This is a genomic window from Mangrovibrevibacter kandeliae (assembly GCF_024519155.1).
Classification (GTDB): domain Bacteria; phylum Pseudomonadota; class Alphaproteobacteria; order Rhizobiales; family Rhizobiaceae; genus Mangrovibrevibacter; species Mangrovibrevibacter kandeliae.
Window position 1 is genome coordinate 215683 of the sequence record NZ_JANIFJ010000002.1, and the last position, 19771, is coordinate 235453.

Here is a 19771-nt window from a genome sequence, read left to right on the forward strand (position 1 = left end):
CGCGGCTAGTTTCATCGTCGTGAAGGATCAAGAACCCTTGCCGGGCAAGGCTTTCGCGCCCGCTGGGATGGGTCGTGAAAAAGCGCCGATCAGGAGACGCCAGGGCCATGCGAGACGCAGCCGACGCCCCCGCAAGCGATGCGCCGAGTCTGGCAGCGGGCACGGTCGACGGCGCGCCCGCCGACCCCGTGGACGAGATCGGGCCGGCCATGCGCGATCGGCGGAAGGCTGTCGGCTTGACGCTGTCGGAGGTCGCCGAGCGTGCCGGCCTGTCGGTCGGACATCTGTCGCAGGTCGAGCGCGGCCTCTCGACGCCCACCATCCGTCAGTTGCAGGGCATCGCCCGGGCGCTCGGCGTCACCATCGGCTGGTTCTTCCGCGCCGACGTGCCGCCCGAGCCCTCCGAGGAGGACGACGTCGTGGTGCGAGCCGGCCGCCGCCGCCGCGTCGGCATGCCCTCCCTCGGCATCGTCGACGAGCTGCTGGTGCCGGATCTCGAACGCGCGCTGGAACTCCTGCACTGCACGCTCGAGCCCGGCGCCGGGAGCGGGTCGGAACCCTACACGCACGAGGGCGAGGAGGCCGGCGTCATCCTCGCCGGCGAGATGGAGCTGTGGGTGGACGAGCGGCTCTACCGGCTGAAGACGGGCGACAGCTTCGCCTTCGCCAGCACCCGCCCGCACCGCTATCGCAACGCCGGCACCGTGCCGCTGCGCCTCGTCTGGGCGATCACGCCGCCGAGCTACTGAACGACGAACGTGCGATCGTCCCGGGATCAGGGCGTCCAGAAGCTGCCGATCGCGGCTGGTTCGTCGATCCTGCCTGGTGGGTCCGTGAAACTACGGGCATCGGAGCGCTTTCGCCCCGGCAATGTCGGACGTGTCATCGCAAGGATGATCTCCTCTGCGGACGGGATGACGCCAACGCGCTCCAACCCGTGGAGCATGCCGATGGTGGACAGGAGATGCAGGTTCGGCGGCTTGTTGAAGATCCGCAGAGCGGCGTCCTCAAACAGGATCGCAACCGGATCGCCCGGCGCTACATAGGCCGCCAACCCATCATCCGACGACATGAAATCCAGAATGGCGAGCTCACCGGCGTTTTTCTTCGGCTTTTGCGCCCGCGCGCGCCTGGCTCGCTCGCCCGCACCGATGTCGGTCGCCGGAATAACGAAGGGTGGTCGGTTGCGATCGACGAAGGCCTTCACCTCTCGATCCTTCAGATAGCGCGGATCGCTCGTCACCTCGTCGTAGACGGCATCGACGATGACCACAGGCATGCTGAGCGCAAGAAGCAGGTCTAGGCGACCTGCCACCCAGAGGCTGTTCAGCGGCCCCGCGTCGGCCATGACGATCGTGCAGCGCCTCATGTCGCCTTCCACAGCGAGACGAACAACAAGGCCTGCGCCTCGATCTCCTCGACGGACGGGCGGGGCATCGGAAGGTCCGCTTCACCCAGCGCCACGAGCAGTTCGGCATGGTCGCGCAGGTCAAGCAGGCGGATCGCGTCGTTTCGCGACAGCCGCCCCTCGGAATAGGCGAGCAGCGGGTCCTCGGAGGGCGTAGATTTCCCGCCGCTCGTGAGCGCCTCCAGATGGGAACGGATGATGGCCGTCATTGTCGTGCCGTGCGACGCTGCATAGGCCCTCGCCCGGGCGATCAGTTCATCTGGAAGGTTCAGGGTTGCGTTGCTCGACATCGCGTCAATCTCCGTCCCCGATCAATATAGCGATCGGCCCGCCGGAAGACGACGCCTAGGCCGCGACCTGCACCGCCGGCGGCGGATCGGCGAGCGCATCCCGCACCATGTCCTGGAAGGCGAGCACCCCGTGCTCGTATTTCGGCGACAGCGGTCCCTGCCGGTAGACGCCGGCGGCAAGGTTGCGCTGGACGCCGAGGATGATGTCGATGTCCTCCGTCACGATCTGCGCCGACCATTCGGCCGAGCGGCGGTTCTCCTCCGCCTTTTCGGGGCTGACGTCGGTGAAGAAGTACCAGTTGACGTGGCGGATGCGGCCCGGCCCAAGCGGCTCGACGGTCGCGATCGACGAGCCCCAGTCGTAAAGGTTCAGCATCAGGAACGGGAAGCGGTAGAAGTAGAGCCCGCGCGTCAGGCCGCCCTCGCGCGCCGGGGCGTGCAGGTGGAACAGCTTGTGCTCCGGATAGACGTCGACCCGGTACTGGTGGATGTCCATCGAGGCGCAGAGGCCCGGATGCATCGTCTGGCAGTGGTAGCACTCCAGGTAGTTGTCGCCGTAGGTCTTCCAGTCGACGTCGACGTCGCGGTCCTTCGACATGAAGTAGTGCTGGCGGTCGAGCGGATAGTCGGCGGCCATGGCGTCGACCGGGCCGAGCCAGTCGGCGAAGCTCTCGCCGCCGGCCTCGATCTTCAGGAAGATCAGCCCGCGCCACTCGGCGGCCTGCACCGGGAAGAGGCCCCATGCGTCGGGGTCGAAGCGCACCTCGCCGCCGAAGTCGCGGGGATTGGCGAGCCGGCCCGCCCGGTCGAAGCCCCAGGAGTGGTAGGGACAGACGAGGAGCTTGCCGCAATGGCCGCTTTCCGCGTCGACCAGTTCGGCGCCCCGGTGCCGGCAGGCATTGTGGAAGGCACGCACCACGCCGTCGTCGCCGCGGATGGCGAAGACGCCATACCCCGCCATCGTGCCGCTGACATAGTCGCCGGGGTTCGGGATCCGCTCCGACCAGGAGAAGAGGTTCCAGTTGCGCTTGAAGATCCGCTCGCGCTCCAGCGCGAAGGTGCCGGCGCTGGCATAGGCCTCGGCGGGCAAGGTCAGGCGGTGGCCGGCGTCGGTGTGCGTAGGGCAGACGAAATGCGGACCATCCATGGCGATGACCTCACGTCTTGTAGGAGGGATCGATCCTGTCGAGCAGCCTCAGATGGGCGTTCCACTCCAGCATGAGATCGCCGTCGTCGAAGGCCATCTGGTCGTATTGTTCGGTCACCCGTGCCGCGATCGCCTCCGGCACCGCACGCAGCCGCGCGCCGGTCGAGAGCGCGGCGATCTGAATCTCGCAGGCGCGGTTGAGGTAGAACATGTTGGAGAACATCTCGGCCGCCGTCCGCCCGACGGTCAGGAGGCCGTGATTGCGCAGGATCAGCGCCGGCGCCCCGCCGAGGTCGGCGACGATCCGCTCCCGCTCGGCGTGATCGAGCGCGATGCCTTCGAAGTCGTGATAGGCGACGCGGCCCCAGAACTGCAGCGCGATCTGGTTCAGCGGCTGCAGTCCGTCTTCGAGGCAGGAGACGGCGACGCCGGCCCGCGTGTGGGTGTGCATCACATAGGCCGCGTCGTGCCGCGCCCGGTGGACCGCGCTGTGTATGGTGAAGCCGGCCGGGTTCACCCGCTCCGGCGAGCCGTCGAGCTTGTTGCCGTCGACGTCGATCTTCACCAGCGAGGAGGCAGTGATCTCCTCCCAGCGCCAGCCATAGGGGTTGATCAGGAACGCCCCGTCTTCGCCGGGCACCCGTGCCGTGATGTGGGTGTAGATGAGGTCGGTCATCTGGAAGTGGGCCGCCAGCCGATAGCAGGCGGCAAGGTCCACCCGCGCCGCGCGCTCGGCCTCAGACGGCGAAGTGGCCGTTCCGATGCGAGCAGGCGCCGACATTAGGGACTCCGTCGTTCATGACCGTGAAAGCGAGTGGATCAGAGGTGGATAACGAAAGCAAGATGGCATCGAACGGCGCGACTGGAGCGGCCGCCACACATCAGCCGCGTTCTTCTCCCCGGCGGGGAGAAGTCCCGGCAGGGGATGAGGGGGCATTCCGAGGCCAGGCCTCGGGTGTTGCGCTCGACGCCCCTCACCCGGCTGCTTCGCAGCCACCCTCTCCCCGGCGGGGAGAGGAACGGCGCCTCGACGACCAACGCTCACGCTTCAGCTTTCTGGAGAGATCATGTTCACCGCCGTGAAAATCAATCCAAGCGCAGCACGGGGCGCGTCAGGCAGGTCGGGCCGCCCTCGCAGGCGAGGCACAGGGCATCGGCGGCGAAGGTCGTCACGCGGCAGCCGACTGCCTCCATCGCCGCCTGCGTCTTCGGTGCGCCGGCGACGGCGATGACCTCGCGCGGCGCGGTCGGCAGAACGTTCAGGCTGAGGCCGAAGCTCGCCTCGAACTCGATGGGATCGCCGATGACGAGGGTGTAGCCGCGCTCGACCAGGAGGCTGCGGAAGGCGACGGGCAGCAGCGGCGGGTGCACCAGCGCGAGGTCCGGCGCGAGCGGGCTCACCACAGACATCAGGTGCAGGCAGGCCTCCTCGCCCTGCCAGAAGGGCAGGTCGAAGCCGAGCACCTCGATCCCGAGCGGGGCGAGCAGCGCGCGCAGCTGGAGGATGCCTGCCTTGTTGGTCCGCACGCCGCGCCCGACGGCGAGCGTCTGCGCGTCCACCCAGACGCAGTCGCCGCCCTCCACCGTGCCCGGCGCCTCGATCCGCCCAAGGATCGGCACGCCGGCCGCCCGGTAGGCGGCCTCGTGGAGCGCCGGCTCGCCGCGCCGCAGCGGCTTGCCCATCGACAGGAGCACCGCGCCCTCGCCCGTCACCAGCGAGGGGTCGTGGGTGAACATTGCGTCGGCGCGGCCATCGCCGTCGTCCTCGATCCACAGGATCTCTGTGCCGCTCGACGCCACCGCCTCGGCGAAGCCGGCATATTCGTTCACGGCCCGGCGGCCGTCGAAGCCGGCGCCATAGTGCCACAGCGCCCGGTCGGCGGTCGCAAGGCTCGGGCCGGGCCGGCGCATCAGCACGCGGGCCAGGCGCCCGGCCATGGACTGGGCGCCGAAGCGGCTTTCGTAAGAGGACATCGGGGCTCCTTCGCGGGGCTGATTGCAGGGTGCGCCATCAATGGCGGATTGCTTCATTCTGCGGCAAGTGCAAAAGTCGGGCACGCGGCGCCGGGCGTCGCATCGCGTGCGTGGATGTGGTGGGAGAGGACATGGCGACAGCCGCAGGGCTAGCGACCAGGAGCGCGGCGGACACGGCGCCGCTGGTGCCGGTGGAGGTGAAGAACCTGCACAAGCGGTTCGGCGATCTCCACGTCCTCAAGGGCATATCCCTCACCGCCAACAAGGGTGACGTCGTCGCGCTGATCGGCGGCAGCGGCTCCGGCAAGTCCACCTTCCTGCGCTGCATCAACATGCTCGAGCACCCGACGTCGGGGTCGATCGCCATCGACGGCGAAGAGATCCGGCTGCGCAAGGATTCGAGCGGCGACCTGGCACCGGTCGACCGCCGGCAGGTGCGCCGCATCCGCACCCGCCTCGCGATGGTGTTCCAGAGCTTCAATCTCTGGCAGCACCTGACGCTGATCCAGAACGTCACCGAAGTGCCGGTGCACGTGTTGAAGGTGCCGCGCGAGGAGGCGCGCGAACGTGCCGAGGCGCTGCTCCATCGTGTCGGCCTGTACGAGAAGCGCGACGCCTACCCTGCCTTCCTCTCCGGGGGCCAGCAGCAGCGCGCGGCGATCGCGCGGGCGCTCGCCATCCAGCCGGACGTCCTCCTGTTCGACGAGCCGACCTCGGCGCTCGACCCCGAGCTCGTCGGCGAGGTGCTGGCGGTGATCCGCGACCTCGCCGAGGACGGGCGCACGATGATCCTCGTCACCCACGAGATGAAGTTCGCCCGCGAGGTGGCGAGCCACGTCGTGTTCCTGCACTCCGGCCAGATCGAGGAGCAGGGTCCGCCGGAAGCGATCTTCGGCAGCCCGAACTCGGAGCGGCTGCAGCGCTTCATCCAGTCGATTCACTGACGGGCGCGACCCGTCGCCCCTCCCCCAAGCAAGGAGACCCCATGAAGACCCTCATCTCGACTCTCGGCCTGGCCGTCGGCATGACGATCGCCGCCCTCGGCGGCGCCAATGCCGATCCGCTGCGCGTCGCCGTCGCCGCCGAGCCCTATCCGCCCTTCGCCTCGCCGGACGCCTCCGGCAACTGGACGGGCTGGGAAGTCGATCTCGCCAAGGCGGTCTGCAAGGCCGAGAAGCTCGACTGCGTCATCACGCCGGTCGCCTGGGATGGCATCATCCCGGCGCTGACCTCCAACAAGATCGACGTCATCGCCGCCTCGATGTCGATCACGCCGGAGCGCGAGAAGACGATCGACTTCTCCGACAAGTACTACAACACCCCGACCGCAATCGTCGCCGCCAAGGGCTCCGGCTACAAGCCGACGCCGGAGGGCATGTCGGGCAAGATCATCGGCGTGCAGGTCTCGACGATCCATGAGGACTACGTCCGCAAGCATTTCCCCGATGCCGAGGTGCGCACCTACCAGACCCAGGACGAGGCGAACCAGGATCTCGTCGCCGGCCGCATCGATGCGACTCAGGCCGACAAGATCGCGCTCGATGCCTTCCTTGAGTCGGCCGACGGCAGCGCCTGCTGCGAGAGCATCGGCGAGGTCGCGCCGGACGTCGAGGTGCTCGGCCCCGGCGTCGGCTTCGGCCTGCGCAAGGGCGAGGACGACCTGAAGGCCAAGCTCAACGCGGGCATCAAGGCGATCCGCGAGGACGGCACCTACGAGGCGATCTCCAAGCCCTACTTCAACTTCGACATCTACGGCGGCTGATCCGGCCCCGCTCCGTCACCGGCCGGCGGATCCCCGCATCCGCCGGCCGCTCTCGTAAAGGCTCGCCCGAAGGAGACCCATGCCGAGCGGCCTCGACCTTCTCGCGCTGTCGCCCCCCGGCTGGGGCGGCGTGCTGCTCGCCGGCTTCTGGAACTCGATCCAGGTCGCGGTCGGCGGCTTCGGCTTCGGCCTCCTGATCGGCATGGCCGGCGCCTGCGGCAAGCTCTATGGCGGCCCGGTCACGAAGGACCTCTTGGCGGTCTACACGACGCTGGTGCGGGCCGTGCCCGAACTGGTGCTCATCGTGCTCCTCTACTTTGCCGGCGCGGACCTCCTGAACCTCGCCCTGTCGGTCGTCGGCCTGGGGCCGGTGAACGTCAGCGCGCTCGGCGCCGGCATCTTCGTCATCGCCGTGGTGCAGGGCGCCTATGCCACCGAGGTGCTGCGCGGCGCGATCCAGGCAATCCCGACCGGCCAGATCGAGGCGGCGCGCGCCTACGGCATGGAGCCGTTCCTGATGTTCCGGCGGATCATCCTGCCGGCGATGTTGCCGCACGCCCTGCCCGGGCTCAGCAATCTCTGGCTGATCACCACCAAGGACACCGCGCTCCTCGCCGTCGTTGGCTTTGCCGAGCTCACCCTCGTCACCCGCCAGGCGGCCGGCGCGACCAAGCACTACTTCATCTTCTTCTGCGCCGCGGGTGTCCTCTATCTGGCGCTGACGCTCACCTCCAACCTCTTGCTCCGCCGCTTCGAGCTCCGACTCCGGCGCGGCATGCCGGCCGGGTGACGCCGATGTCCGACGCTCTTCCCGAAGAGATCGCCGCGCCGCATCTGCCGAGCGCCTCGACGACGCGCAGCGAGTTCCTGAAACCGCACCGGATCGTGCTCGCGCTGATCGGTGTCGGCCTCATCGTCGCGGCGGCCATGACGCTGCGCTGGGACTGGCTGCCGAAGTATGGCGACCTGATCCTCGCCGGCCTCTGGATGACGGTGCTGCTGCTCGTCGTCACCAGCATCCTCGGCTTCCTCATTGCGGTGCCGGTCGGCCTCGCCCAGGTCACCGGGCCGCGCATCTTCGCCTGGCCGGCCGCCACCTTCTGCACCATCATCCGCGGCACGCCGCTGCTCCTGCAGATCTGGCTGCTCTACTACGGCCTCGGCTCGCTGTTCCCGTTCATCCCGGAGATCCGCCAGTCCTTTCTGTGGCCCTATCTGCGGCAGGCCTGGCCCTATGGCGTTCTGGCGCTGACCCTCTCCTATGCCGGCTACGAGGGCGAGGTGATGCGCGGTGCCTTCGCCGGCGTGCCGAAGGGCGAGATCGAGGCGGCGCGCGCCTTCGGCATGGGGCGTTTCACGCTCCTGCGCCGGATCTGGCTGCCGCGCGCCTTCCAGCGGGTGCTGCCGACCCTCGTCGGCGAGACGGTGCTGCAGCTGAAGTCGACGCCCCTCGTCGCCACCATCACGATCTCCGAGCTCTACGCCGTCTTCGCCCGCGTGCGGCAGGACACCTACATCGTCTACGAGCCGCTGCTCCTGCTGGCGCTGATGTATCTCGTGCTGACCGCGATCCTGGTCTACCTGTTCCGCCTTCTCGAAAACCGCCTGACGCCGAAGAGCCGCTGAGGCCTCGCCGCCACGCCAACCTTGCAAGCGATCCCTCTTGGACACCATCGACCTCGCCAACGACCTCCCCGACCTCACGGCCATGCGCCGCGAGTTGCACCGGCATCCCGAGCTCGGCCTGGAGGAGGTGTGGACCTCGGACTACGTCGCCCGGCATCTGGAGGCGATGGGCTATTCGGTCACCCGCGGTCTTGCGACGACCGGTCTCGTCGCGACGCTGACGAACGGGTCCTCCGGCAAGGCGGTCGGCATCCGCGCCGATTTCGACGCGCTGCCGATCGAGGAGGCGACCGGCCTGCCCTACGCCAGCGAGATCCCCGGCCGGATGCACGCCTGCGGCCATGACGGGCACACCACGATGCTGCTCGGTGCGGCGAAGCGGATCGCCGAGCGGCGCAACTTCGACGGCACCGTCCACCTGATCTTCCAGCCGGCCGAGGAGAATTTCGGCGGCGCCCGCATCATGGTCGAGGAAGGGCTGTTCGACCGCTTCCCCTGCGACGCCGTCTTCGCGCTCCACAACGATCCGGGCCTGCCCTTCGGCCGCTTCTTCCTGCGCGAGGGGCCGATCATGGCCGCCGTCGACGAGTGTCGGATCACCGTGCGCGGCTATGGCGGCCATGGCGCCGAGCCGCAGGCGGCCTGCGACCCGATCGTCGCCGGCGCCTCCATCGTCATGGCGCTGCAGACGATCGTCTCGCGCAACACCCACCCGATGGACCCGGCGGTGGTGACGATCGGCGCCTTCCATGGCGGCTCGGCGAGCAACGTCATCCCCGAGACGGCCGAGATCGTGGTCGGCATCCGCTCCTTCGACGCCCGGACGCGCGACCTCCTGGAGCGCCGCATCACCGAGGTCGCCCGCCACCAGGCCGAGAGCTTCGGCGCGACGGCCGAAGTTCGTTACGAGCGCTCCTACGACCCGACGATCAACGACGCCGAGCAGACGCGCTATCTGCGCACGATCGCCGAGCGCTACGCCGGGTCCGAGGCGGTCGCCGATCTCGAGCGCCCGTTCATGGGCAGCGAGGACTTCGCCTACATGCTGAAGGCGCGGCCGGGCAGCTACTTCTTCCTCGGCACCGCCCGCGGCGAGGGCGACAAGCCGCTGCACCACCCCGCCTACGACTTCAACGACGACATCCTGCCGGTCGGCGCCGGCTTCTGGGTCGAACTGGTCGAGGATTTCCTGGCGCCGACGGCCTGACCCTTCGGCGCGGCGGAGTCACGGTTTCGGCGAAGGTGCAGCGCTCAGGCGCTGCAGGTCGAAGGCGAGCACGTCCTGCAGGAAGGCGACGAAGCCGTCCGCCTGATGCGCCGCGATCGCCGCTCCGATCGCCGCCGTGGCGAGGCGGGCGTCGCCGACGACGCCGGCAGGATTGAGATCGTCCGCCATCCAGCCGAAGCCGAGTCGCCCATGGGCCCTCAGATGCGTGGCTTCGCGCGCGAGATCGCTCTGCAGCGAGGGACGATCGGCGATCGCCTCCCGCCGCACGAGGTCGGGGTGGAAGTGCAGCATCAGCGACGTCTCCACCGCTCCACCATGGATGCCGGTCGCGATCTCCGCCTCCGGCAGGAGCCCCTCGGGATAACCGAAGCGCAGCCACGAGCCGGTGGCGCAGAGGAAGCCGTGACGGGCGCGCAACTCCAGCGCCGCCGCGTCCATGGCCGGCGTGTTGCCGCCATGCGCGCTGACGATGACGACGCGTCGGAAGCCGGCGCGCCACAATCCTTCGCCGACACCGACGATGCTGTTCACCATCGCCGGCCAGTCCTGGCTCAGCGTGCCCGGAAAGTGCGTGTGCTCGAGCGACGCCCCGATCCGCAGCGTCGGCAGGAACAGGGCCGGCACCTCCTCCGCCAGGCGGGAGATCACCAGCTCCACCATTGCGTCGGCAAGCAGCGCGTCGGTGCCGAGCGGCAGATGCGCGCCATGCTGCTCGATCGCGGCGATGGGCAGCACCGCCACCGCCCCGCCCACCAGCGAGCCGGCGGCTGCGAGTTCCGCCGTGGTCCAGCGTTCGTAGCGATGCTCCATCCGCCCAACCTCCCCGCAACCACGTCGGCTAACCAATCCGCCGCTCGCGATGATGCCCCTCGCTCGTCTGGGTAGACATCAATCAGTCTCCCGTCCATCTTGTCGCGCGTGGCAGGTGGAGGTCCGATGGCGGACAAGCCGAAAAAGCGCTCGACCATGAACCAGCTGGTGCTCTCTGCCCGCGCCGGCCGCACCTCGTTGTCGGCCAAGCTGTCCGAGCTCGAGATCTATCCCGGCCAGGATGCGGTGCTGCTGGCGCTGGGTGACCACGACGGCATGTCCTTGCGCGACCTCGCCGCCAGGCTCGCCGTGCGGCCTCCGACGATCACCAAGACCGTCGCGCGGCTGATCGCCCAGGGCCTGATCGAGAAGCGGTCCTCCGAGACGGATGCGCGCCGGAGTCATGCCTTCCTCAGCGAGAAGGGGCGCGCCCTCGTCGACGAGGTCCGGGCGGCGCAGAAGGCGGTCGAGCGCAGCGCCTTGAAGGGGCTCAGCGACAAGGAGCGCAAGACGCTGCGCAAGCTCCTGCAGCGGGTGGAAAAGAACCTCGCCACTGCCGGGCGCGCCGCGGCGGAGGCCGCCGCAGCACCGGCCACCCCGAGCGAAGACGACGAATAGCGGCAGCCTCTCGTCGTCCGGGGCCGTGCGGCGGGGGAGGCCAGCAGGCGGGCCGACGGCCGCGGCCGGTCGGTTTTTCCGCGCTTCGGCATTTGCGCAGCACGCCGGCTCTGCCATAGATCGCATTCCTGATGGAACGAGGACGGGAGCAGGTCGGGTCCAGGTGGCGCAGCGGGTCAAACTGTCGACGATCGCCGAAGCGCTCGGATTGTCCACCGCCACCGTGTCCTTGGCGTTGCGAGACAGTCCGCTCGTCGCCGAGGTCACGCGCGAGCGCATCAAGGAGCAGGCCCGCGCCTCCGGCTACATCTACAATCGCCGCGCCGCCAGCCTGAGGACCTCGCGCTCGGGTATCGTCGGGGTCTGCGTCCACGACGTGATGAACCCGTTCTACGGCGAGATCCTCAAGGCCATCGAGGCCGAGCTCGACCGCCAGCGCCAGACCTTCATCCTCTGCAATCACTACGATCAGGTCGCCAAGCAGCGCTCCTTCGTCGAGACGATGCTGCAGCTCGGCGCCGACGGGCTGATCATGTCGCCGGCCATCGGCACGCCGATCGAGGACCTGAGTCTCGCGGAAGACAACGGCATGCCCCTGACGCTGGTGGCGCGCGAGATGGAGGGCGTCGAGGTGCCCGCCTTCCGCGGCGACGACCGGTTCGGCATGCGGCTGGCGGTGGAGCATCTCCTCAGCCGCGGGCACCGGCGCATCGCGATGGTCGGCGGCACCGATGCCACCTCGACCGGCCGGGACCGTGCGGAAGGCTGGCGGCGGGCACTCGAGGACGCCGGCATCGAGATTCACCCGCAATGGCGCATCAGCGGGCCGCGCGACAGGCATTCGGGCTTCGACGCGACCGAACGCTTCCTGGCGATCGCGGAGCGGCCGACGGCCATCGTCTGTTTTTCCGATCTCGTCGCCCTCGGCATGATGTACGGTCTGGCGCGTGCCGGCCTGCGGCCGGGCCGCGACGTCGCCATCGTCGGCTACGACGACATCGACGAGGCCGCGATCGCCACGCCGCCGCTGACCACCGTCAGCAACGGCCAGAGCGAGGTCGGACGGCGCGCGGCGCGGGCCCTGATGGCGCGTCTGCGCGGCGAGCCGGCGGGTGGGTCGGAACTGATCACGCCGGTCCTGAAGGTCCGACAGTCCAGCGATTTCAAATGCGAGGAATGAGAGAGATCCGATGGTCCAGCTGAAAGAGATTCCCGTCCTCGTCCACCGGCGCACCAACCCCGATACGCTCGCCCGGCTCGTCGAACTCTTCGACGCCCGACTCTTCGACGGTACGGTGGAGAGCATCCCGCAGGCCGATCGCGCCGCCGTGCGCGGCATGGCGATCATGGGCAAGGTCGATGCGGCGCTGATGGACGCGCTGCCGCAGCTCGAGATCATCAGCCATTTCGGCGTCGGCTACGACGGCGTCGACGTCGCCCATGCCGTCTCGCGCGGCCTGATGGTCACCAATACGCCGGACGTCCTCAACGACGAGGTCGCCGACACCGCCGTGGGGCTCCTGCTCAACACGGTCCGCGAATTCCCGACGGCCGAACGGCACCTGCGCGAGGGCCGCTGGACGAGCGGCGCCTACCCGCTGACGCCGATGACGCTGCGCGGGCGCAGCATCGGCATCATGGGGCTCGGTCGTATCGGGCTCGCGGTCGCCAAGCGGCTGGAGGCCTTCGGCCTGCCGATCGCCTACCACAACCGCAAGCCGCGCACGGACGTCGCCTACCGCTACCTGCCCACGCTCAAGGACCTTGCCGAGGCGGTGGACACGCTGGTCATCGTCGCGCCCGGCGGCGCGGAGACCGACAGGGCGGTGAACGCGGACATCCTGCAGGCGCTCGGGCCGAACGGCGTGCTGATCAATGTCGGGCGCGGCACCATCGTCGACGAGGAGGCGCTGGTCGAGGCCCTGGAGAGCGGCACCATCCGCGCCGCCGGCCTCGACGTCTTCGCCAGGGAGCCGCATGTGCCCGAGCGGCTGCTGGCGCTGCCGAACGCCGTGCTCCTGCCGCATGTCGCATCCGCTTCGCGCGCGACGCGCCAGGCCATGGGGCAGCTCGTCATCGACAATCTCGCCGAGTGGTTCGCGAAAGGCGAGGCCATCACGCCGGTGCCGGAGGTCTCGGCCGCCGGACACGTTGATCGTAAGCGCGACTAACGATCTGCGGCGGGTTGGAAAGCTTCGGTTAACCCTCTGTTCCTAAAGATTGGTGAACGAAACCCGCACGGAGCTGTAGGATGAAGTTCGCCGTGATCGCGCTGGCCGTCGGATGCGCCGGTACGGCTCTCGCCGCAAACATCCAGGGCGCCGCCATCACGCCCGGCGAGGGCCTTGCGACCGTCATCACCGACGACACCGCCACCGGCAGCGTGTCGGCCGCCCCGGCCCGTCCGGTGGCGTCCGAGGCGCTGCGCGTCATCGACATGCGCAGCGGCGCGAGCTGCAAGCTGGCGCAGGACCGCGCGCTCGGCCCGGAGCTGAAGCCGGTGCCGATGAACCCCGACTGCGCCGCGACGCCGGAGCTGAAGGCGGTCGTCTACTGGAAGAAGACCGAGGACGGCGTGCTGGTCATGGCCGACGCCGGCGGCCAGCCGGTCATCGAGTTCGTGCCCGGCGACGGGGTGCTCTACGAGTCGCAGTCACCGGCAAGCGCCCTCCTGACCATCGTGCCCGCCCGGAGCTGAACCCGCGGCGCGACCAGCGGCGGCCGTCAGCGCAGCTCCGCCAGCCGGCGGCGCTGCCGGCCCGCGGCATCGAAGTTGTCCGGCGCGAGCCAGGCCTCGAACGCCCGCTCCAGCGCCGGCCATTCCGTGTCGATGATTGAGAACCAGGCGGTGTCGCGGTTGCGGCCCTTCACCACCATGTGCTGGCGGAAGACGCCCTCGAAGCGGAAGCCGAGCCGGTCGGCGGCACGGCGCGACGGCTCGTTCTCGCTGTCGCACTTCCACTCGTAGCGCCGATAGCCGAGCTCGCCGAAGACCCGGCGCATCAGCAGGAAGAAGGCCTCCGTCGCGGCGCGACTCTTCGCGAGGCCCGGACCGAGGCAGATATGGCCGATCTCGGTGACGCCATTGGCGGCGTCGGTGCGCATCAGCGCGGCGACACCCTCGGCGCGTCCGCTCGCCTTCGGCACCACGACGTGGAAGCGGATGTCCGGGCCGAGATAGACCCGCCGCGCCATCGCCAGGAACGCCCCGCGGTCGGCGAAGGGGCCGTAGCCGAGATAGCGCCAGAGACCGTCCTCGGCCTGCGCAAACGACTCCCACAGCGCCTCGAAATGGCGTTCGTCGGTGACCGGCTCGACCCGTACGGTGTCGCCCTCGAGGGGGTCGAGGCCTGGCGAGGGCCGCGGCGTCCATGACCCGAGATCGGCGCTCATGCGTGCTCCTTCAGGAAGGCGAGGACACGATCGCGGATCGACCGCGCGCCAAGGGGAAGCGCCGTCGCGAGAGACGTGATCGCACCCACATGGTCGACGCCCGGCACGATCACCAGCTCCACGGAGCCGCCGGCCCGCGTCACCTTCTCGGCGAGCGAGCGGCTGTTGCGCGGGTCGACCGTCGTGTCCGCATCGCCCGCGATCAGCAGCATCGGCGGCTCGCCGCCGTCGACGAAGTTCACCGGCTGGCTCGCCGCGCGCGTCGCAGGCGGGAAGATCTTCTTGTAGCGCTCGTCGGTGAGCGGCAGGAAGTCGTAGGGGCCGGCGAGCCCGATGAAACCCGCAAGGGCGTGGGCGCGCAGGCCGGCGTCGCGCAGGTAGTGGTCGTCGGTCGCGAGCAGCCCGGCGATCTCGGCGCCCGCCGAGTGGCCCATCAGGAACAGCGGGTGACGGCCGGCGGCGAACCCTTCGCGGCCGGCTGCCGCGGCCTTCGCCACGGCCGCCGTCGCCCGTGCGGCGTCGTCGACGAACGCCGGAAAGGTGACATTCGGATAGAGCCGGTAGTTCGGGATGGCGACGGCGTAGCCGCGGCTCGCCAGCGACTGACCGACGAAGCGGTAGAGATCCTTCGACCCCGTGTCCCAGCTGCCGCCATGCACGAAGACGACGACGGACGTGGTCGGCCCGGCCTCATTCGGCAGATAGAGGTCGTAGCGGGCACGCTCGCCCTCGCCATAGGCGAGGTCGCGGGTGAGCGTGTAGCCGGCGCGGCTGGTGATGGCGTTGAGGAGCCCGGCACCCGAACAGGAGGCGAGCGCGGCGAGGGCCGCGAAAACACCAGCGAGCACCGCCCGTCGCCGCGTCGTCAATCCGTGGCGCCCCTGCGCCGCGCCATGCTTTGCCTATCGTTCAGGCTGGCGACCTGTCTCATGCGTGGATCTGCGCCCGCAGGGTGCTCGCCTCGCGCGCGAGCGCCGTGATCTCCTCGAAGCGGCCGGCCGCGACCATGTCCTTCGGCGCGACCCAGGAACCGCCGACGCAGACGACGTTCGGCAGCGTCAGATACTGCTGGACGTTCGCCGGCGAAACACCGCCGGTCGGGCAGAAGCGGATCGACTGGAACACCGGCGCCAGCGCCTTGAGATAGGCGACGCCGCCAAGTTGCTCGGCCGGAAAGAACTTCAGGACCTCGTAGCCCTCCTCCAGCATCGACATCAGCTCGCTCGGGGTCGCCGCGCCGGGCAGCAGCGGCACGACGCTGCCCGCCGCATGATCGAGGAGGTCAATGGTCGCGCCGGGAGAAACGATGAACTTCGCGCCCGCCTCCTCGGCGTCGTCGAACTGGTCGGTCGTGAGGATCGTGCCGGCGCCGCAGATCGCCTCCGGCACCTCCTGGCTGACCGCCTTGATGGCATCGATCGCGGCATCGGTGCGCAGCGTGATTTCGATGGCCGGCAGGCCGCCCGCGGCGAGCGCGCGCGCGAGCTTCACGGCGTCGGCGGCACTGTCGACGGCAACGACCGGAATGACCGGCTGGCCCGTCAGAATCTCGAGAAGGTCTTCGGCATTCTGGGTCATGGGAGGCTCCGGAAGAGTCGACGCGGGACCCGACTTAAAGCGTTTCGTCCCACGGCGGAAGCCGGTCAGATCCTGGCCGTGGCGAAGTCGGAGGCGCTGCCGGTGCCGCTCGCTTCCAGGAGCGCCAGGAAGCTGTCGCACCAGTGCTCGGCGGTGAGGCTGAACACCGTCCGGCGCATCGATTGCCAGCGCTGCACCCGCTCGGCCTGGGGCATGTTGAGCGCACGCTGCAGGGCACGTGCGACGTCGTCGGCCGAGTAGGGGTTGACGATCAGCGCGTCGCGCAGCTCGGCTGCCGCGCCCGCGAAGCGCGACAGGATCAGGACGCCGGGATCGGTCGGATCCTGCGCGGCGACATATTCCTTGGCGACGAGGTTCATGCCGTCGCGCAGCGGCGTCACCATGCACACCCGGGCGGCGCGGTAGATGCCGGCGAGTGCGCGGCGGGTGAAGCCGCGGGTCATGATCTGGATCGGCGTCCAGTCGAGCGTGGCAAAGCGGCCGTTGAGGTTGCCCGCGAGCTTCTCGAGGTCGGCCCGCAGGTCGACATAGGCCTCCAGCTCGGAGCGCGACAGCGGCGCAACCTGCAGAAACTGCACGTTGCCGCGATTTTCCGGATAGTCCTCGAGCAGCCGCTCGAAGCCGCGAAACCGCTCGAGGATGCCCTTGGAATAGTCGAGCCGGTCGACCCCGACGATCTGGTGGCGGCCATGCGAGATGTCGCGCACCATGTCCTCGTGCTCACCCGCCTCGGCCGACGCGGCGAACTCGGCGAAGCCGTCCGCATCGATGCCGATCGGGAAGGTGCCGACGCGCACCCGGCGATCGGACACCTGGACGAGGCCGCCGTCGATCTCCTCTCCCCCCAGTTCCTGAACGCAGAACGCGACGAAGTTGCGCCGGTCCGCTTCGGTCTGGAAGCCGACGACGTCGTAGGCGAGCATCGAACGGACCACGTCGTGGCTCGCCGGCAGCGCCGTGAACATCTCCGGCGGGCAGAAGGGGATGTGCAGGAAGAAGCCGATGCGGCCCTTGAAGCCGCACTGGCGCAGCTCCGAGCCGAGATAGAAGAAGTGGTAGTCGTGCACCCAGACGACGTCGTCCTCGCGCAGGAGCGGTGCGAGGCGGGCGGCGAAGCGCTGGTTGACCGAGCGATAGGCGCGGTCCGAGTCGCGGTCGAACTCGGCGATGTCGAGCCGGTAGTGCAGCAGCGGCCAGAGCGACCGGTTGGCATAGCCGAGATAGAAGCCGTTCACGTCCTCCTCGGTCAGGTCGATCGTCACCAGCGAGGTGTGGCCGTGCTCCTCGGTTCGCGCCTCGCGGAAGGTGCCCTGATCGGAGGTCTCGCCGCTCCAGCCGAACCAGACGCCGCCGCGCCGGCGCAGCGCATCCGCGAGCCCGACGGCGAGGCCGCCGGCCTTGCCCTCGTCGCTCAGCGGCCCGACGCGATTCGACACGACGACCAGTCGACCCTTCCCCTCAGCCATCAACCTGCTGCTCCTCCCTGCATTCTCATCTGTGTCCGGCAGACCTGCCGGCCCGTTCGTCGCCGCCTGCGGCTGCCGTCATGCCCCGGCCAGCCAGCGGTGGACGCCGGCGACGTCCGGCAACCGATACTCCGCGACGCTTTCGGCCCTGCCGACCTTGATCGACACGCCGCCCGCCTCCCGCACGTGGCGGAGCGCGAACTCGTCCGTGGTGTCGTCGCCGACATAGACCGGCACCCGGCCTTCGAACGGCGCATCCTGCATCAGCGCCGCGAGGGCCTTGCCCTTGTCCATCCCGGCCGGATGGACCTCGACGATATGATCGCCGTTCATGACGGACAGATCGTCGCGGCGCGCGATCGCCTCGGCCATGATGTCGCGGGCCTGCTCCTGGAGCTCCGGCGCGGTCCGGTAGTGCAGCACCAGTGCGGTGCCCTTGTCCTCGAGCTTGAGACGCGGTTCGGCCGCCAGCGGCGCGGCGAGCGCCCGCCGCACCGCGTCGAGCGTCTCGGGTCCGGCAAGGCGCTCTGTCTCGGCCCCCGGCGCCGGGCGCCGTTCGAGCCCGTGCACGCCGGCTGCCGCGAAGGCGAGCGGGCTGAGGAAGCCGTCGAGATCCTCGATGCGCCGGCCACTGACGATGGCGAGTGCGCCTCCCAGCGCCGGCTGAAGCTCGGTCAGTCGCGCGAGCGCTGCTGGCTCGATGCGAACGGCCTTCGGATCGTCGACGAGCGCGACGAGCGTGCCGTCGAAGTCCAGGAAGAGCGCGTGGCGGCTCGCATCGATGGGTGGCGGCGTCGGCATAACGGAACCCAAGATAGCGGCAGCGGCCGCCCTGCCAACCCTCGGCGGCCGTTCCGGGCCCCCGGCTTCGACAGCCGGCGGCCGATTGCTCAGGCCGTCTGCGCGGCGGCGCCGGCCGGCGCCTCCGCTGCCGACCCGGCGACGGGCCGCCGGATGCGGCCGGCGAACGCCTCGGCGACCTCGGCGGAAATCATCTCGGCGGTGATCGCCGACAGCGTCCAGCCGAGATGGCCGTGGCCGGTGTTGTAGAAGACGCCCGGTGCGCGACCGCGACCCACCCGCGGCAGCATGTCCGGCATCATCGGCCGCAGACCGGCCCATGGGACGATCGAGGCGGTCGACACGCCGGGGAAGCGCGTGCGGCACCAGGCCGTCAGCGGCTCGATGCGGGACTGGCGAATGTCGCGGTTCTCGCCGGCGAACTCCGCCGTGCCTGCGATGCGCAGGCGCCCGAGGCCGAGCCGGCTGGTGACGATCTTGGCCTTGTCGTCGAGGAGGCTGACCCAGGGCGCCGAGGCCTGGCTCTCCTCGTCCTGCAGGTTCACCGTCACCGAATAGCCCTTCACCGGGTAGACGTTGACGCGATCGCCGAGCTGGGCGGCGAGCTTGCGGCTGCCGACGCCGGCGCAGACGACGACCGAGTCGAACCGTCGGACGTCGGCGGCGGCGCTGTCGTCGGTGGCGTCGAGCCACTCGACCGACACGCCGTCCTCGCCATGCCGCACGCGCTCCACCCGGGCGTCATGAACGAACTGCACGCCGCGACGCTTCGCCGCCTCGGCGAGGCCGCGGGTGTATTTGTGGATGTCGCCCGTGAAGTCGGAGGGCGTGAAGAAGCCGCCGTGGAAGCGGCCGTGCACGTTCGGCTCGACCGCCGCGATCTCGTCCGCCGCCAGCTCGCGCCGCTCCAGCCCGGCCTCGGCGTAGAGGCGGCTCACCTCCTGCGCATGCTCGAACTCGCTCTTGGATTCGTAGACGTGGAGGATGCCGCGCTTCTCGCAGTCGAAGTCGAAGCCCTCGGCTTCGGCCATGCCGAGCAGGTGCTCGCGCGCCGCAATGGCGAGCTGCGCGGTGCGGATCGTGTTCTCGCGGTAGTGCCGGGCCGCCGCGACGAACTCCAGCATCCAGGACAGCTTGTGCCAGGTCGGGGTCGGGTGAACGAGAAGCGGCGCGTCCTTGCGCAGCATCCACTTCAGGCCCTTCAGGAACGTCGCAGGCGAGTTCCAGACCTCGGCATTGGAGGCCGACAGCTGGCCGCCGTTGGCGAAGGAGGTCTCCATTGCGGCGTAGGGCTGGCGGTCGAAGACCGTCACCTCGAAGCCGCGGAGGGCGAGCTTGTAAGCGGTGGTCACGCCGGTAATGCCGGCGCCGAGAACTGCAACAGAGGTCACAAGCGATCCTTCCGGCCCGCTTTCCACGGGCCTGTCCTTGTGCCCCCTCCGTCATGGGCCTGAGAGCTTCGCGGACCGGCGGTCACCGCCTGTCGCGCTTTCTCCTTCGGCGGACGGGCGAACCGTCACTCTTCGGAGTCCGACTGCGTCGCGCGGTCCTTTTGCCTGAGAGTTTCCGGGGCGGTTGCTCCTTCGGCGCCGGCGAACCGGTCTCTCCCGCATGCGACGCCCCTCCATACCGAATGACCGTTTTGGAGG

The 19771-nt window shown here is 69.4% G+C and carries 22 protein-coding genes and 2 riboswitches; of the genes, 10 read left to right on the top strand and 12 right to left on the bottom strand.

What is annotated here, in order from left to right:
• The first annotated feature begins 107 nt into the window (after positions 1-107).
• Positions 108-749, top strand: coding sequence for a helix-turn-helix domain-containing protein (locus NPA30_RS07365; RefSeq protein ID WP_256801870.1), 642 nt, complete (start codon positions 108-110; stop codon positions 747-749).
• A 26-nt stretch (positions 750-775) separates the two neighbouring features.
• Here the strand turns inward: NPA30_RS07365 and NPA30_RS07370 are convergent, their stop codons facing one another.
• The 5 genes from NPA30_RS07370 to NPA30_RS07390 form a co-directional block, all read right to left on the bottom strand.
• Positions 776-1369, bottom strand: a complete 594-nt coding sequence (locus NPA30_RS07370; RefSeq protein WP_256801871.1) for a hypothetical protein — start codon at positions 1367-1369, stop codon at positions 776-778.
• The gene (locus NPA30_RS07375; protein ID WP_256801872.1) at positions 1366-1698 is read right to left on the bottom strand and encodes a DUF6364 family protein; all 333 of its coding nucleotides are present in this window, start codon (positions 1696-1698) and stop codon (positions 1366-1368) included. The genes NPA30_RS07370 and NPA30_RS07375 overlap by 4 nt, the downstream gene beginning before the upstream one ends.
• Before the next feature lie 55 nt (positions 1699-1753).
• Positions 1754-2845: an aromatic ring-hydroxylating oxygenase subunit alpha gene (locus tag NPA30_RS07380; RefSeq protein WP_256801873.1), complete on the bottom strand. Its 1092-nt coding sequence runs from the start codon at positions 2843-2845 to the stop codon at positions 1754-1756.
• Between the two features lie 10 nt (positions 2846-2855).
• Complete coding sequence (locus NPA30_RS07385; protein WP_256801874.1) at positions 2856-3626, bottom strand: class II aldolase/adducin family protein; 771 nt, start codon at positions 3624-3626, stop codon at positions 2856-2858.
• Positions 3627-3931: 305 nt separating this feature from the next.
• Positions 3932-4783, bottom strand: a complete 852-nt coding sequence (locus tag NPA30_RS07390) for a dimethylarginine dimethylaminohydrolase family protein (protein WP_256802398.1) — start codon at positions 4781-4783, stop codon at positions 3932-3934.
• Between the two features lie 167 nt (positions 4784-4950).
• Between NPA30_RS07390 and NPA30_RS07395 the strand changes: the two genes are divergently transcribed.
• From NPA30_RS07395 to NPA30_RS07415, 5 genes are all read left to right on the top strand, one after another.
• Positions 4951-5763: an ATP-binding cassette domain-containing protein gene (locus NPA30_RS07395; RefSeq protein WP_256801875.1), complete on the top strand. Its 813-nt coding sequence runs from the start codon at positions 4951-4953 to the stop codon at positions 5761-5763.
• Positions 5764-5843: 80 nt separating this feature from the next.
• Positions 5844-6581, top strand: a complete 738-nt coding sequence (locus NPA30_RS07400) for a transporter substrate-binding domain-containing protein (RefSeq protein WP_256802399.1) — start codon at positions 5844-5846, stop codon at positions 6579-6581.
• Positions 6582-6660: 79 nt separating this feature from the next.
• Positions 6661-7371: an ABC transporter permease gene (locus tag NPA30_RS07405; protein WP_256801877.1), complete on the top strand. Its 711-nt coding sequence runs from the start codon at positions 6661-6663 to the stop codon at positions 7369-7371.
• Positions 7372-7376: 5 nt separating this feature from the next.
• Complete coding sequence (locus tag NPA30_RS07410; RefSeq protein ID WP_256801878.1) at positions 7377-8207, top strand: ABC transporter permease; 831 nt, start codon at positions 7377-7379, stop codon at positions 8205-8207.
• An 82-nt stretch (positions 8208-8289) separates the two neighbouring features.
• Entirely contained in the window at positions 8290-9414 is a 1125-nt protein-coding gene (locus tag NPA30_RS07415) for a M20 aminoacylase family protein (RefSeq protein WP_256802400.1), read from the top strand.
• Positions 9415-9432: 18 nt separating this feature from the next.
• Here the strand turns inward: NPA30_RS07415 and NPA30_RS07420 are convergent, their stop codons facing one another.
• A complete protein-coding gene (locus tag NPA30_RS07420; protein WP_256801879.1) occupies positions 9433-10245 on the bottom strand; it encodes a creatininase family protein in 813 nt (270 codons plus the stop codon).
• A gap of 126 nt (positions 10246-10371) precedes the next feature.
• On the opposite strand from NPA30_RS07420, the gene NPA30_RS07425 reads away from it, so the two are divergent.
• From NPA30_RS07425 to NPA30_RS07440, 4 genes are all read left to right on the top strand, one after another.
• The gene (locus tag NPA30_RS07425; RefSeq protein ID WP_256801880.1) at positions 10372-10863 is read left to right on the top strand and encodes a MarR family winged helix-turn-helix transcriptional regulator; all 492 of its coding nucleotides are present in this window, start codon (positions 10372-10374) and stop codon (positions 10861-10863) included.
• 163 nt (positions 10864-11026) lie between these two features.
• Positions 11027-12043, top strand: coding sequence for a LacI family DNA-binding transcriptional regulator (locus NPA30_RS07430; protein WP_256801881.1), 1017 nt, complete (start codon positions 11027-11029; stop codon positions 12041-12043).
• 10 nt (positions 12044-12053) lie between these two features.
• Entirely contained in the window at positions 12054-13034 is a 981-nt protein-coding gene (locus NPA30_RS07435; protein WP_256801882.1) for a 2-hydroxyacid dehydrogenase, read from the top strand.
• Positions 13035-13114: 80 nt separating this feature from the next.
• On the top strand, positions 13115-13561 hold the full coding sequence (locus NPA30_RS07440) for a hypothetical protein (RefSeq protein ID WP_256801883.1): 447 nt from the start codon (positions 13115-13117) through the stop codon (positions 13559-13561).
• A 26-nt stretch (positions 13562-13587) separates the two neighbouring features.
• Here NPA30_RS07440 and NPA30_RS07445 read toward each other — a convergent pair whose 3' ends face one another.
• The 6 genes from NPA30_RS07445 to NPA30_RS07470 form a co-directional block, all read right to left on the bottom strand.
• A complete protein-coding gene (locus tag NPA30_RS07445) occupies positions 13588-14256 on the bottom strand; it encodes a GNAT family N-acetyltransferase (protein WP_256801888.1) in 669 nt (222 codons plus the stop codon).
• A complete protein-coding gene (locus NPA30_RS07450; protein ID WP_256801890.1) occupies positions 14253-15104 on the bottom strand; it encodes an alpha/beta hydrolase in 852 nt (283 codons plus the stop codon). The genes NPA30_RS07445 and NPA30_RS07450 overlap by 4 nt, the downstream gene beginning before the upstream one ends.
• Positions 15105-15183: 79 nt before the next feature.
• Positions 15184-15834 (bottom strand): 2-dehydro-3-deoxy-phosphogluconate aldolase, encoded by a 651-nt coding sequence (locus NPA30_RS07455; RefSeq protein WP_256801892.1) that lies wholly within the window; start codon positions 15832-15834, stop codon positions 15184-15186.
• Between the two features lie 65 nt (positions 15835-15899).
• Positions 15900-17321, bottom strand: a complete 1422-nt coding sequence (locus NPA30_RS07460; RefSeq protein ID WP_256801898.1) for an alpha,alpha-trehalose-phosphate synthase (UDP-forming) — start codon at positions 17319-17321, stop codon at positions 15900-15902.
• 78 nt (positions 17322-17399) lie between these two features.
• Positions 17400-18122 carry a trehalose-phosphatase gene (gene otsB, locus NPA30_RS07465; RefSeq protein WP_256801903.1) on the bottom strand — a complete coding sequence of 241 codons (723 nt, stop codon included), beginning with the start codon at positions 18120-18122 and terminating at the stop codon, positions 17400-17402.
• 89 nt (positions 18123-18211) lie between these two features.
• Positions 18212-19513: a D-amino acid dehydrogenase gene (locus tag NPA30_RS07470; protein ID WP_256801904.1), complete on the bottom strand. Its 1302-nt coding sequence runs from the start codon at positions 19511-19513 to the stop codon at positions 18212-18214.
• A gap of 38 nt (positions 19514-19551) precedes the next feature.
• Positions 19552-19656: riboswitch (glycine riboswitch) on the bottom strand.
• Positions 19657-19742: riboswitch (glycine riboswitch) on the bottom strand. It abuts the riboswitch before it with no gap.
• Positions 19743-19771: the final 29 nt, after the last annotated feature.